Consider the following 13,284-nt stretch of genomic DNA (forward strand, 5'->3'; position numbering starts at 1 on the left):
CGCTGCGCCAAGTGGCTCATCCTCCCCGCCATGGTGGGCGGCGCGGCGCTGCTCGCCGACGGCATCCTCACGCCGGCCGTCACGGTCACCACCGCCATCGAGGGCCTTCGCTCCATACCCGTGGGCCACGCCCTTCTCGGCGACGGCCAGGGCCGGGTTGTCGCGATCACCATCGCCATCATCTGCGTGCTGTTCGTGGTGCAGCGCGCCGGCACCTCGAGCATCGGCAAGCTCTTCGGCCCGGTCATGACGTTCTGGTTCCTGTTCCTGGGCGGCGCGGGCCTCGTCAACATGCTGGGCAACCCCGGTATCCTGCGCGCGCTCGACCCGGTGCGCGGCATCATGTTCCTGTTCTCGCCCGTGAACCACTCCGGCATCATGGTGCTGGGCTTCGTCTTCCTGGCCACCACCGGCGCCGAGGCCCTCTACTCCGACATGGGCCATGTGGGCAAGGCCAACATCTACGCCAGCTGGCCGCTCGTCAAGGCCTGCCTCATCCTCAACTACATGGGCCAGGGCGCGTGGCTCATCGCCAACGCCGGTGACCCCACGCTTCAGGCCATGGAGAGCCTGAACCCCTTCTACCAGATGCTTCCCGAGCCGATGCGCCCCTTTGCCATCGTGCTCTCGGCCGTCGCAGCCATCATCGCGAGCCAGGCGCTCATCACCGGCTCGTTCACGCTGGTCTCCGAGGCCACGCGCCTGGACCTCCTGCCCCACCTGCAGATCCACTACCCGAGCGACACCAAGGGCCAGCTCTACATCCCCCTCGTGAACTCCGTGATGTGGGTGGGCTGCATCTTCATCGTGCTCCTGTTCCAGACCTCCGACCGCATGGAGGCGGCCTACGGCCTGGCCATCACGGTCACCATGCTCATGACCACCACGCTGCTCACGAGCTATATCGCAGGAGTCATGCGCAGGCGCGGGGCGGCGGCGCTCTTTGCCGTGGTCTTTGGCGCCATCGAGCTCTGCTTCTTCCTCGCCTGCCTCACGATGTTCTTCGACGGCGGCTACGTGATGATCGTCCTGGCGGCGCTGCTCTTCGGGATGATGTACGTATGGCGCCGCGGTACCGCCATCGAGCGCACGCAGACGGTGTTCCTCCCTGTGCGCAAGTACGTGGGGCAGCTCGGCCAGCTGCGCCGCGACGACGACTATCCCCTGCTCGCCGACAACCTGGTCTTCCTCGTCAACGCGTCCGAGCCCGACACGCTCGACCGCGACGTGCTCTACTCGATCCTCGACAAGCACCCCAAGCGGGCGCGCGCCTACTGGTTCCTGAACGTCCGCGTGACCGACGAGCCCTACACCCACACCTATACGGTCGACTCGTTTGGCACCGACTTCCTGTTCAAGGTGCAGCTGCAGCTGGGCTTCAAGGTGAACCAGCGCGTCAACGCCTACCTGCGCCAGGTGGTTAACGACCTCATGGCCTCGGGTGAGCTGCCGCAGCAGCACCACGCCTACTCCATCTACGAGCAGCGCGGCAACGTGGGCGACTTCCGCTTCTGCATGCTGCGCAAGACGCTGGCACCCGAGACGGCCATCAGCCGAAGCGACCACCGCGTCATCTACACCAAGTACACGATCCGCCGGCTATGCGGCTCGCCGGCGCGCTGGTACGGCCTCGAGAACTCGTCGATCATGTTCGAGTACGTGCCGATGTTCGCCAAGATGCGGCCGGCCACGCACCTCGAGCGCATCAGCCTGCCGAGCGACACGCAGGTCCAGGAGCAGGAGGCCGACGAGGTGGACATCTTCTCCGACGACCTCGCGGGCGAGAACGCCGCCGGCCGCACCATGGTGGCCGACCCCACCGAACAGATGGAAGCCATCGAGGAGGAGGGCGAGGAGTAGCGGCCTGTGCGCTTCGTTTGTCGCTACCCGCAGTCTCCGGGTACCCCGTCAGTTTCTCACCAGCCCCCCGCCGTTTCCGGGCGTCCCGTCAGTCTCTCGCCAACCTCCCGCCGTCCCATGCGCGCCCAAATCGAATGGGCGCGGGGCGGCGGAAGCCTTTTTTGACTGTCGACGGGGCTCGTTGCAAAACTATTCCGTTATCTAGATTTCTGAGGGCACACACCAAGTAGATAAGCACGTGACGCTTGCAAAACCCCAGCTAACGGCTCTGCTTGTTTTTACCAAACCTGTAATGACGCTCGCAAGGGCCTTAAAACTCTAGATAACGGAAAAGTTTTGCTTCGGGGGCCCTCGTCAGGGGCCCCGAAGCCCTCATCATCGCGAAGCCCCGCTCGGCGAGCCATCAAGGCTCCCCGGGCGGGGCTTCGCGATATCCGCTTGAGCGTGGGCGAAAGGGACCAAGCCCAGCAGGTTCTCGAGATAGCGGGCGACGCCGTCGGCATCGTTGGAGTCGCAGACGTGGTTGGCGACCGCAAGCGTCTCGGGCACGGCGTTGGCCATGGCCACGCCGTCGCCTGCGGCCGCGAGCATCGTGGCGTCGTTGAGCCCGTCGCCGAACGCAACGGCCTCGGAGACGGGAATCCCCAGGTAGTCGCAGAGCCACTGAAGCGCCGCACCCTTCGTGGCACGCTCGCTCGAGACCTCGACGTTGGTGGGAAGCGAGCTCACCCAGGTAAGGCCCGGCATCGACTCGACCGTGCGCGTCGCGAGGTCGCGGTCCTCACGATGGCGCCAGTACACCGAGACGCGCTCCACGTGGCGCAGTCCGGCGACAATTTCTGGAATCGTGGCATCCATCGGCGTGCGCATGCGGCGCATCTGGGCAAGCAACGCACCCGAGAGGCCAAACCGGCCCATGCGCTCGAAGCGGGCGCGCTCGACGTACACGCCACCGTCGCCAAACACGTCAAAGAGGACGTCGTGGTCCTTGAGCACGTCGTAGAGGGCGAGCACGGGACCGGCGCCCATGTCCTCGCGATGCAGGACCTCGCCCGACGGCGCGGCGCCCAGCTCGGCCGACGCGTCCACCTCGCCCACGCGGCACACGAGCGCCCCGTTGGCGCACACGGCGTAGTGCACGGCCGGGTGCGCGAGCAGCTCGGGCAGCAGTCCCACGAGCGGGCGCCCCGAGCAGGGCGCAAACTCGATGCCCGCCTTGGCCAGCCAGTCGAGAGCAGCCACCGTACGCGGCGAGAGGCGCTTGTCGCTCGTGAGCAGGGTTCCGTCGAGGTCGGAGAAGACGATGCGCACGGGGGCTCCTTACGTCGAGATACGCGTCGGGTGGGGTGGGGCGATAGGCGCCATCGGCCGAGGTGGCCAGCGCACCCGGCGGGGGGCCGCAGGCACGACCGGCAGGCCTAGCGTCCCCAGCCTACTACTCCCCGCGCTCCTCAATGGGCACGTAGTCGCGCCCCTCGATGACCGAGTTGTACGCCGGGCGGATGATGCGCCCAGAGCCGTAGAGCTCCTCCATGCGGTGTGCGGTCCATCCGGCCAGGCGCGCCATCGCGAAGATGGGCGTGTAGAGGTCGGCCGGGATGCCCAGCATCGAGTAGACGAAGCCCGTGTACAGGTCAATGTTGGCGCAGATGGGCTTGCGCGTGCCGCGCGCCTCCTGCACGATTCCCGGCGCGAGGCGCTCGATGTCCTGGATGAGCTGGAACTTCTCGCCCAGGCCCTTCTCGGCGGCAAGCTTGCCGGCATAGCGGCGCACGAGACGGGCGCGCGGGTCGCTCTTGGTGTACACCGCGTGGCCCATGCCGTAGATGAGGCCCGTACCGTCGAAGGCCTCCTTGTGGGCAATGCGCTCGAGGTAGCTCGCGAGCTCGTCCTCATTGTCCCAGCGCGAGACGTGCTCGGCGATGTCGTCAACCATCTCGCCGACCTTGTAGTTGGCGCCGCCGTGCTTGGGGCCCTTGAGCGAGCCCATCGCCGCGGCGTAGGCAGAGTAGGCGTCGGTGCCCGAGCTCGAGAGCACGCGGCAGGTGAACGTGGAGTTGTTGCCGCCGCCGTGCTCGGCGTGCAGCATGAGCATCACGTCGAAGAGCATGGCCTCCTCGCGCGTGAAGCCCTCGTCGCCGCGCAGCACGTCGAGGACCGTCTCGGCCATGGAGAAGCCCTGGCGCACGGGCGGCACGGCGAGCTTGGTGCCGTCGTGCACGGCGACCGACGCCTCGTGCGCGATGGCGGCGATGCGCGGCAAGCGCGCGAGCATCGAGAGCGACACGTCGACCTCGTGCGTTGGGCTTGTGTCGTCGGGGTTCTCGTCGAAGGCGTAGAGCAGAAGCGTCGAGCGCGCGAGCACGTTCATGATCGAGCCGGACTCGGTGGTGCGCGGGAACAGGCTCAGGTAGCCCGTGGGCAGCTCGCGGCGCGAGTCGATGCGCTCGGAGAAGTCCTCGAGCTCGGCCTTGCGGGGCAGGCGACTCGAGATGAGCAGGTAGGCGATCTCCTCGTAGCCGAAGCGGCCCGCGCCGTGGGTGCCGGCCAGGAGGTCGTCGATGTGGTAGCCGCGGATGACGAGGTCGCCCTCGTCGGGCTCGACGCGGCCGTCAACCTTGTTGTAGCCATGCACGTTGGAGATGGTGGTGAGGCCCACGAGCACGCCCGATCCGTCGGCGTTGCGCAGGCCGCGCTTGACGTCAAGCTTCTTGAAGAGCTCCTCGGGCACCTTGTCGATGCACTCGAAGTCCTGGTAGAGACCGTCGGAGACGGCGGGGCGGCCCAGCGAGCGCTTGTCGGAGGGCATGGGCGTGACGTCGACGGCGTGCGTGAGCGCCGAGGTGTCGCCTGCCGAGAGGATGCGCCGGATGGCGCGGGCGCGCAGGCGGTCTCGGCTCGTGGGCATGGGACGCTGCGAGAGGGGCTGGACGGACATGGTTTCCCCCGATCTGGAAGCCGGCTGGGCTGGGGCATCGCGAGCCGCTGGGCGGCCCCGTCGCGGTGCCGTGCGACCGAGACGACGAGCTTGTTGCCGGGATGGCCTCGCACGGGGCGGGGCCGAGTGGTGGCTGGCGCGCCGGCCCGGGTAAGGCGCAGGGCTGAAACGTTGGCGCGGGCCGGGACGCTGACGTGGGGCGCGCTAGAGGCGGTACATGAACTTGAAGACGTCCTCGCGCTGGATGGTGACCTGAACGCCCAGCCTGCCCGAGAGCGCGTTGAGGCCGTCGTGCACCTTGGAGAAGTCGGCACCGCCGAGGTCGACGAGCATGGTCATCGTGAACATGCCCTGCAGGATGGTCTGCGAGATGTCGAGGATGTTGACGTCCTGCTCGGCAAGCAGGCCCGCCACCGCCGCGACGATGCCGGAACGGTCGGCGCCAAGCACGGAGATGATGGCGCGGTCAGTCTTGGTCTCTTCGCTCATGCGAGCTCCTTACTCCCGGCTGCGCCAGCGGCGTGCCTGCCTGTGTGGACCCCGTCATTGTAGCGCGGAGCGGTGCGGGACCGTCCCCGTCGCTTTCCGTAGCGAAACCCCGGCTTCGTTGCCGTGCGTGCTCAGGTGGCAGTCATTGACCCATCGCTGTGTGGTTGACTACTTTTTGAGCACGCGCGCCGAGCTGGGGCGAACGCAAAGCAGGCCGCCGCCGCACTGCGCCTTCGCTCCTTGCACGCACGCGGAGCAGCGAGGGGCACCAGGCCCCACCAGCCCGACAGCAAAAGGCCGGACGAGCTGCTCGCCCGTCCGGCCAGTACACCGTTCAATGAAGCGCCGGGTAATGCCGCCTACTCCCCGAGGTTCGCGCGCTCCTTGTAGTCCGCGAACATGAGGTGACGAGCCGGCTCGTCCTCCTCGACGCTCGGAATGCGCGGCATCGGGTCCTTGAAGCGGTTATCGGTGTAATCGTCGTTGCAACGCGACACCTCGAACGCCATGACGTCGCCGGTACCCGGAACCGCCTGCCACTGGTGATACTGGTACGGCTCGAGCGTCACGCTCATGCCCGGCTTGAGCACGATCTTGCCGCCGGCGGGTACCGTCGTCTTGCAGCCATCGATGGTGACGGTCACGTCCTTATCGCTGAAGTCCTCGTTCTCGTCGGCCTGCCAGAGCGTAATCTCGAGGTCACCACCTCCGCGATTGATGATGTCCTCGGTCTTGAACCAGTGGAAGTGATAGGGCAGCGTCTGCCCATCGAGTGTGAGCAGGAGCTTCTCGCAGTAGACCTTCGGGTACTTCTCGGGATTCTTGATGTTGCCGTTGCGGAACACGAAGACCGTGAGACCATACTTCTCGAAGTCTCCCTTGCCAAAGTCGGTGACGTCCCAGCCGAGCATGCAGTCGTCGATCTCCTGCTCGTTGGCGGACGCATGCGCCCACTCCTCGGGCGTGCGGTAGGCGAAGGGCGGCAGGGGCAGCTTGTACTCCTCGCACTTCTTGATGGCGTAGTCGATGGCCTGGTTGATCTGAGACCTCTTCATGGCTCTCTCCTTAGGATGTGTAATGCAAGTCCCCGAGACGCTTCGGCGCTCACGTGGCGTCATTCCGTGCGGGGCGCGGGGCCTCGCGAGCGCGAGACGACGCGCCTAGAACCCGTTCTCCCCGCGATAGCGTTCGATGTCCTCCGCGTTCGCAAGCACCCCGACCTCGAGGTGCACGCGCTTGGCCTCCTGCGCCGCGAGCGTCTTGACGTGGCCCGCCTCGCGTTCGGCCGCGCGGCCGTTGACGAAGGCGTTGCCCGGCTCCATGCCGGCCACGTAGTTCCCCTCGCCGCAGAACTTCCACTGCGTGAAGCAGTCGAGCTCACGCGTGTCGAACCTCAGGTAGGCACCAAAGCCCGCGCGCTCGTTGACGATGGCCGTCGTCGCAGGTCCGGCGCCGTCAGGTCCCTCCCCCGCGATGCGGTGGTAGTAGACGATGTCGCCATAGTGCGGCGTGGGGGCTGGATACTCGTCATGCGCTTCGTACTGTTCCTCCTGCACGCGAGCCGCCTCGTCGCGCGGCTCCACGCTCGCCGAGTGCGCAAGCAGCCGCGCGCCCTCCGCAATCACGGGATGCCCGAAGTTGAAGTGGTAGAGGAGCATGAGCTCCTGGTCCTCGAAGCCCTCGTTGGCTATCTCGTCGTCGATGAGGATCCGGCTCTCCCCCGCGCGCGCCGTCACGCGGCGGCGCAGCGCGAGGTTGTGGCTCAGGGCCTTCGACTCGCGCACCGTACCCGAGACGCTCATCTCGCGCACGCCGTCATCGCCCACGCGCTCCTCGACGCACACGTTGGAGGCGGGTATGTTCGAGATGCGGCCGTGCAGCGGGAGCACCTCGCCGTGGTCCTCACCCGGCGCGCCGATGGCTGTGAGGCCGCAGGTGACAAGCAGGCCACCGGCATAGCTGCGCAGCCATCCGTCCGCAAAGGGCTCGAAGTAGCGCGGATGTACCTCGCCGTCGTAGGACTGGTAGGAGACGGGCACGCCGCCAAATGACACGCGCCCCAGATCCATGCCGCGACTCTCATTCACCTCGAAGACGAGACCCGAGCCCGTGCGTACCTCGGTGAGGCACACACCCTCGGCACGACCCTCGCGCAGCTCGTAGCGACGCGTCCCGCACACGCACGAGGGGTCGCCGAAGTAGCGCTTGAGCGCCGGTTCGTCATAGCTGGAACCCCGAAGCTCAATCATGATTCCTCCATCTTGGCAATCTCATGGGACAGTTCGCGGACAGCCGGATAGGCTGCGAGATAGAGCTCGTAGCGCCCTTCGTAGCGCTTGGCAATCTCGGGGTCGAAGGGAACGGTGTCCACCACGTGGTTGAGCTGCTCGGCGGCCTCGGCAACGCTCGCGAAGGCTCCGCAGCCGACCATGGCCAGCACGCAGGCACCGAACCCCGGCCCCTCCTCGCGCGCCAGCACGGAGAGCTCGCGCCTGAGCACGTTTGCGCAGATTCGGCGCCAGAGCGCGCTCTTGGCGCCTCCCCCGCAGATGGTCACGCGGTCCATGCGCACGCTGAGCGACGCAGCCACGTCCACGCACTGCCGCAGCGAGAAGGCGACGCCCTCCATGACCGCCTGGGTCATCTCGGCACGACCCGCGCCCCGCCGGAGTCCCAGGAAGGCACCGCGGGCCGAGGCGTCGTTGATGGGCGAGCGCTCGCCCGAGAGATAGGGCAGGAACAGCACGGGGTTGCGCCCGAGTTCCCCCACGCGGGTCTGCTCGAGCTCGTAGTCGTCGGTGCCGAGCACGTCCTCCATCCACCAGCCGAGCGACGAGGCCGCGGAGAGCGTACAGCCCATGAGGTGCCAGTCGCCCGCGGCGCTCGCAAAGGCATGCAGGGCACCGTGGCTGTCCACGCGCATCTTCGCCATGGGGAAGAAGACCGTTCCACTCGTGCCGAGGGAGAGATTGCACTGTCCCTCGCGCACGCAAGCCATGCCCACGGCCGCCGCCTCGTTGTCGCCGGCTCCGGCAATCACCTTCACGCTGGCGGGGAGGTCGAGATCTGCGGCCGCCTCGGGCGTGAGGGTGCCCACTACCCCGGCACTCTCGTAGACGTGCGGCAGCTCGGCCTCGGTCAGGCCGCACTCGGCGAGCATCTCAGCCGACCAACGTCGGTGGGCGACGTCGAACAGCAGCGTGCCGCTCGCGTCGGAGACGTCAGTGCAGAACACGCCCGTGAAACGCCACGCCAGGTAGTCCTTTGGCAGCATGACGCGGGCGATGCGCGCATAGGCCTCCGGCTCGTTCTCGCGCATCCAGATGACCTTGGGCGCCGTGAATCCCGGGAACGCGATGTTGCCGCAGCGCCGCGTGAGCTCCTCGGAGCCGATGCGTTCGTTGAGCTCGTCGCACACGGCCTGGCTGCGCCCGTCATTCCAGAGGATGGCGTCGCGAATCGGCTCCCCCCGCTCGTCGAGCGCCACCAACCCGTGCATCTGGCCGCCAAAGGAGATGCCTGCGACGCTATCGGCAGAGACGCCCAGCGTGTGTAGAAGCGCCCTCACCGCCTCGCAGGTCGCCTTGTACCAGCGGTGCGGATCCTGCTCGGACCAGCCGGGCTTGGGCTGCAGGCACGGGTAGGTGCGCGTCGTCGACCCGAATATCGTGCCGTCCTCGCTTGCCGCTACGACCTTGACGGACGACGTCCCCAGGTCGATTCCGATGTAGAGCATCGCTACTCCTCAACTTGCGCGGACAGATACGTGCCGCTCGGTACGGTGCCTCGCCCGGACGGCAAGCGGGCCGGCGGCCCTTGCCAGTCGCCGACCCGCCCAGGAGCCTTAGACCTCGGTGAAGGACAGGTCGTCGAGGTCGATGACCTCGTCCTTGTCGGCCTCCTTCACCTGCTCTGAGGGCTTATGCTTCAGGAACTGCAGGGCGACGGCGAACACGACCGAGCCCACGGCGAGCGCGATGAGCCACTCAACCGGCTTGTTGATGCCAGGCAGGGCGATGAGGCCGCCGGAGGGAACGCTCGAGGCCACGCCAAAGAAGCCGCAGAGGGCGCCGGCGGAGGCGGAGCCAAGGGCGGTGCAGATCGTGATGCGGAGCAGGTCGTTCAGGATGATGGGGAACGAGCCCTCGGTGATCTGGAAGATGCCCATGACGAACGCGGACTTGAGGGCGTCGACCTCCTCGGCGCTGAACAGGTTGCGCTTGGTGGCCTTGGAGATGAGGAAGCCGAGCGTGAGACCGAACGGAGCGATCATCGAAGCCTGGATGAGGTTGGCGATGGGGCCGCCCAGACCCTCGGAGAGCAGGCCCACGGCAAAGGTGAAGACCACCTTGTTGATGGGTCCGCCGTAGTCGACGGCGGAGAGCACGCCCACGAGTGCACCGAAGGCGACCTCGGCGCCAGGATTGCCCTGCATGCTGACGAGCAGGCCGGTGATGGCCGTGGTGAGCATCGTGATGGGCACGCCGATGACGTACTGCATGGCGACGGCGATCACGAGAGAGACGATGAAGGGCAAGATGAGCTGGGGCAGCAGACCGCGAATCCAGTCGGGCACCTTGGCGACCTTGAGCACCCAGGCGCTCATGTAGCCGGCGAGGAAGCCGGTGACGAGGCCACCCAGGAAGCCGTAGCCGTCAACCTTGCAGAGCAGGCCCAGGATGACGCCGGGCGCGATGCCCGCCTTGTTGGCGATGGAGTACGAGATGCCCGCCGAGATGATGACGGGGATGAAGCCGAGCGCGGTGCCGCCGAGCGTGGTGAGTAGGTCGGGCAGCGACATCGAGGAGCTCAGCGCCTCCTGGGAGGTGCCGCCGAACAGGTTGCCCACGACCATGAGCATGCCGGCCGAGGCGACGAACGGAATCAGGTACGACACCGCCGTCATCAGGTGCTTTTTCATCTGTAGGTTCTTCATGGCACAGCCTTTCGAAAGAGAAAGGGGGTGACCGCCAACGCGGCCACCCCCTCCCGCGTGTGCTTTACGATGGTGCTACTTGCTGGTTGTGAGCATCTGCTCGAGCTTCTCGATGAGCTTGTCAGCACCGTGGACCACCGTCTTGGTGGGCACCTCGATAACCTTCTTGCCCTTGAAGCGTTCCTTGCCCGTAATCGCGACGTCCACAGCCAGGATGACGACGTCTGCCTCGGCGATCTGCTCGGGCGTGAGCGTGTTCTCCTGTCCGATGACGCCCTGCGTCTCGACGTGAATCTCGTGACCGCGGGCCTGGGCGGCCTGCGTGAGCTTCTCCTGCGCCAGGTAGGTGTGGGCAATGCCCGCGACGCACGCGCAGATTCCTACAATCTTCATGGCTTTCCTTTCCGCCTTGCTATTCCAGGGCCCTCAGGACCTCTGCCTTCGTCGTTGCGCCCTTGAGGCCGGCGAGGGCCTCGGGGTGGGCGAGCTTGCGAGCAACGTCGGCCAGGAGGCGCAGGTGCAACTTGGCGGCCTCGTCGTCATCGGACACGCAGAACAGAATTACGACGGTGACGTCCTCCTCGCCCATGTGGGTCTCCCAGGAGATGGGATGGGCGAGCTGGAACACCACGAGGGTCGGCTCGTCGGCGTGGGAGCTCTTTCCGTGAGGGATGGCGATTCCCTCGCCGATGCCCGTGGGGCCGAGCGACTCGCGATAGAGCACGTCGCCCAGGAATGCCTTCGCGTCGGCCACGTAGCCGTTCTCCTGAAGCACGTCGCACATCTGGGCCAGGGCGTCGGCCTTGTCCTTGACGTTGACGCCAAGCCTGATGTTGCGCTCCTGCAGCACGTCTCTGAGTTCCATTGGTTTCCTCACCGATCGTGTCCCGTGGTTTCCGGCCTTGGCCGGCAGTGCCTCTTGAGTCTAGAGCGTGTAGAGCCCAGCCTTGCCGTTGGCCTGGAACAGGCGGATCTTGTGAACCGCCGTCTCCTTCATGGCGTCGATGCAGCTGGGGAAGATGTCGAGCGGCTCGCGAAGCTGCTGGTTCTCCATGACCATGCGCGCCTGCTTCATGAAGGTGGCCTTGATGTCAGAGGAGATGTTGACCTTGTTGATGCCGCGCTTCACGGCCTCGGCAATTTCGGAGTCGGGGTTGCCCGAACCGCCGTGAAGGACGAGCGGCACGTTGACGGCAGCCTTGATCTCGGAGAGGAGCTCCTGCTTGAGGTGCGGCTGGAAGTCGCTCGGATACAGGCCGTGAGCGGTGCCGATAGCGACGGCGAGGCAGTCACACTTCGTCTCCTCGACGAACTTGATGGCGTCCTCGACCTTGGTGTAGATGATCTGGTCGCAGTTGCCCTCGGGGTTGTTGTCGGCCGTGCCGATGGTGCCGAGCTCGGCCTCGACGGAGACGCCGAGCGGGCGGGCGATGGAGATGACATCCTTGGTGATGGACATGTTGTCCTCGAAGCTCTTGGAGGAGGCGTCGATCATGACCGAGGTGAAGCCGTCACGCAGGGCGCGCTGCACCTGCTCGAGGGTGCCGCCATGATCGAGGTGGATGGCCACAGGCACCTTGGCCTTGTTGGCGAGGTCCTTGGCCATCTCGACGAAGGAGTCACCGGAGTAGGCAAGCTCGTTGGGGTGAATCGCGAGGATGACCGGAGCGCCCTCCTCCTCGCAGGACTCCATGACGCCCTTGAGCATCGCATCCATGGAGACGTTGAACGCGGGAACCGCGAAGCTGTGCTCGTTCGCAACCTTCAGGACGTCGCCCATTGACATAAGCATGTGGTGCCACCTTTCCCTCGTGTGCGGCCTTCCGCACCCTATTGAGACCGTGCCTTCGCCCGCGCCGTCTCGCGGGCCGTCTGTAAGAAACTTCCCCGTTCCAGATTCGCCTTCGCTCTGGTTGAAAATTTCTTACAGCCTCAATATAGGCGATTCAGGATGGAAGAAAACTTCTTACAGATGAGTGGTGCGGTTTTGGCGGCAAACGGTAAGTTTATTTCAGATAACTTCTGTCCGACTCTATAAGCAGGTATTTTCTTGAAATAGTGACTGAGATAGTGCCAATTCAGGCCTCTTGGACTGAATTTGCACAACGAAAGGGTGCACCACGTACGGTACGCCCCATCCGGCCCGCGCGTCGCTGGCCGCACTCGCGGCTTGGTGGTCACAGCTTGGTGGAAGACACTGTCAGCTCGATGGCATCGCTGTACTCGTGGACGTTCTCGCCGCTGCTGCGCCTGATGTTCACGACCTGCACGAGTATGGCGTCGATGACCGCCAGCTCCCCGAGGTGGCTCTCGAGACCAGACTGCACCTGCGTCATGTAGGTATCGGGGTCCCCCGAGAAGACGACCGAGTTCGAGCGCTTGGCAAGCTGGGCGCCCAGGTCGCCCGTGATGGCGACGACCTTCATGCCCCGCTTGCGAGCAAGCTCCACGGCGTCCAGGACGTTGAGCGAAATGCCCGATTTGGAAACCGCCACCACCACGGAACCCTCGAGCGCGTTGACGATGTTGTTGACCCCGCTCTCGTACACTATGGAAGCCGTTGCGCGCACGCCTATGCGACTTAGGCGAAAGGCCAGGTCGAGGGCTATGGGCACAGAGTTGCCCACGCCGATGGCGATGACCTCCGGAGCCTTCGCCAGCATCTTTGCGACGTTCGCGATGCGCCTGCGGTTACTCGCCGTCTGGATGGACTCGAGGCAGGCGCGCCCCCGCTCGAACTGGGCGGCAACCGAGTCGCGAGGCGAGGCGACCCGCTTGGGCGTGGCACGTTGTCCCACATCGTGCGACAACAGCAGATGCATCTGGTAGTAGCCGGTATATCCCGCACGTTGGCACATCCGCACGATGGTGGCGTCGCTCACCTCGCTCTTCTTGGCAAGCTGTGCCACGTTGCAAACCATCGCATCCTGGGGATTGGCGAGAATGTAGTCGGCAACGCGCTTCTCGGCAGAGGTGAAGCTGTCATACGAGTCGCGCAGCACCTCGGCTACGGTTGCCTGGTCCGCCTTCATGGCGCCTCCTCCGTTAGGCTGAATATCGC

The 13,284-nt window shown here is 65.7% G+C and carries 12 protein-coding genes; 1 reads left to right on the forward strand and 11 read right to left on the reverse strand.

Translation table 11 applies throughout. The features are described 5' to 3' along the window. The coding region (locus tag EFAMC1_RS04600; protein ID WP_154053142.1) for a KUP/HAK/KT family potassium transporter at positions 1-1,860 on the forward strand (1,860 nt) is incomplete at its 5' end. 375 nt (positions 1,861-2,235) lie between these two features. Here the strand turns inward: EFAMC1_RS04600 and EFAMC1_RS04605 are convergent. From EFAMC1_RS04605 to EFAMC1_RS04655, 11 genes are all read right to left on the reverse strand, one after another. Continuing rightward, positions 2,236-3,171, reverse strand: coding sequence for a Cof-type HAD-IIB family hydrolase (locus EFAMC1_RS04605; RefSeq protein ID WP_154053143.1), 936 nt, complete (start codon positions 3,169-3,171; stop codon positions 2,236-2,238). 124 nt (positions 3,172-3,295) lie between these two features. Continuing rightward, positions 3,296-4,798: a citrate synthase gene (locus EFAMC1_RS04610; protein WP_261981770.1), complete on the reverse strand. Its 1,503-nt coding sequence runs from the start codon at positions 4,796-4,798 to the stop codon at positions 3,296-3,298. A 204-nt stretch (positions 4,799-5,002) separates the two neighbouring features. Beyond that, complete coding sequence (locus EFAMC1_RS04615; RefSeq protein ID WP_154053144.1) at positions 5,003-5,287, reverse strand: ACT domain-containing protein; 285 nt, start codon at positions 5,285-5,287, stop codon at positions 5,003-5,005. A 359-nt stretch (positions 5,288-5,646) separates the two neighbouring features. Then, complete coding sequence (locus tag EFAMC1_RS04620) at positions 5,647-6,342, reverse strand: D-lyxose/D-mannose family sugar isomerase (protein ID WP_154053145.1); 696 nt, start codon at positions 6,340-6,342, stop codon at positions 5,647-5,649. A gap of 105 nt (positions 6,343-6,447) precedes the next feature. Beyond that, the gene (locus EFAMC1_RS04625) at positions 6,448-7,536 is read right to left on the reverse strand and encodes an aldose 1-epimerase family protein (RefSeq protein ID WP_154053146.1); all 1,089 of its coding nucleotides are present in this window, start codon (positions 7,534-7,536) and stop codon (positions 6,448-6,450) included. Beyond that, on the reverse strand, positions 7,533-9,023 hold the full coding sequence (gene xylB, locus EFAMC1_RS04630) for a xylulokinase (protein ID WP_154053147.1): 1,491 nt from the start codon (positions 9,021-9,023) through the stop codon (positions 7,533-7,535). The genes EFAMC1_RS04625 and xylB overlap by 4 nt, the downstream gene beginning before the upstream one ends. 108 nt (positions 9,024-9,131) lie before the next feature. Further along, positions 9,132-10,223 (reverse strand): PTS fructose transporter subunit IIC, encoded by a 1,092-nt coding sequence (locus tag EFAMC1_RS04635; protein WP_154053148.1) that lies wholly within the window; start codon positions 10,221-10,223, stop codon positions 9,132-9,134. A 75-nt stretch (positions 10,224-10,298) separates the two neighbouring features. After that, positions 10,299-10,616 carry a PTS fructose transporter subunit IIB gene (locus EFAMC1_RS04640; protein ID WP_154053149.1) on the reverse strand — a complete coding sequence of 106 codons (318 nt, stop codon included), beginning with the start codon at positions 10,614-10,616 and terminating at the stop codon, positions 10,299-10,301. Between the two features lie 19 nt (positions 10,617-10,635). After that, positions 10,636-11,088, reverse strand: coding sequence for a PTS sugar transporter subunit IIA (locus tag EFAMC1_RS04645; RefSeq protein WP_154053150.1), 453 nt, complete (start codon positions 11,086-11,088; stop codon positions 10,636-10,638). Positions 11,089-11,148: 60 nt separating this feature from the next. Further along, complete coding sequence (locus EFAMC1_RS04650) at positions 11,149-12,015, reverse strand: ketose-bisphosphate aldolase (RefSeq protein ID WP_154053151.1); 867 nt, start codon at positions 12,013-12,015, stop codon at positions 11,149-11,151. A 385-nt stretch (positions 12,016-12,400) separates the two neighbouring features. Further along, on the reverse strand, positions 12,401-13,255 hold the full coding sequence (locus EFAMC1_RS04655; RefSeq protein WP_187324563.1) for a MurR/RpiR family transcriptional regulator: 855 nt from the start codon (positions 13,253-13,255) through the stop codon (positions 12,401-12,403). Between the last annotated feature and the right edge of the window lie 29 nt (positions 13,256-13,284).

Source organism: Olsenella uli (assembly GCF_901212675.1).
GTDB classification, from domain to species: domain Bacteria; phylum Actinomycetota; class Coriobacteriia; order Coriobacteriales; family Atopobiaceae; genus Parolsenella; species Parolsenella uli_B.

Excerpts from the sequence above, each read along its gene's own strand:
- EFAMC1_RS04610 (WP_261981770.1), bottom strand. The coding sequence starts at position 4,798 with ATGTCCGTCCAGCCCCTCTCGCAGCGTCCCATGCCCACGAGCCGAGAC.
- EFAMC1_RS04615 (WP_154053144.1), bottom strand. The coding sequence starts at position 5,287 with ATGAGCGAAGAGACCAAGACTGACCGCGCCATCATCTCCGTGCTTGGC.
- EFAMC1_RS04620 (WP_154053145.1), bottom strand. The coding sequence starts at position 6,342 with ATGAAGAGGTCTCAGATCAACCAGGCCATCGACTACGCCATCAAGAAG.
- EFAMC1_RS04625 (WP_154053146.1), bottom strand. The coding sequence starts at position 7,536 with ATGATTGAGCTTCGGGGTTCCAGCTATGACGAACCGGCGCTCAAGCGC.
- xylB (WP_154053147.1), bottom strand. The coding sequence starts at position 9,023 with ATGCTCTACATCGGAATCGACCTGGGGACGTCGTCCGTCAAGGTCGTA.
- EFAMC1_RS04635 (WP_154053148.1), bottom strand. The coding sequence starts at position 10,223 with ATGAAGAACCTACAGATGAAAAAGCACCTGATGACGGCGGTGTCGTAC.
- EFAMC1_RS04640 (WP_154053149.1), bottom strand. The coding sequence starts at position 10,616 with ATGAAGATTGTAGGAATCTGCGCGTGCGTCGCGGGCATTGCCCACACC.
- EFAMC1_RS04645 (WP_154053150.1), bottom strand. The coding sequence starts at position 11,088 with ATGGAACTCAGAGACGTGCTGCAGGAGCGCAACATCAGGCTTGGCGTC.
- EFAMC1_RS04650 (WP_154053151.1), bottom strand. The coding sequence starts at position 12,015 with ATGCTTATGTCAATGGGCGACGTCCTGAAGGTTGCGAACGAGCACAGC.
- EFAMC1_RS04655 (WP_187324563.1), bottom strand. The coding sequence starts at position 13,255 with ATGAAGGCGGACCAGGCAACCGTAGCCGAGGTGCTGCGCGACTCGTAT.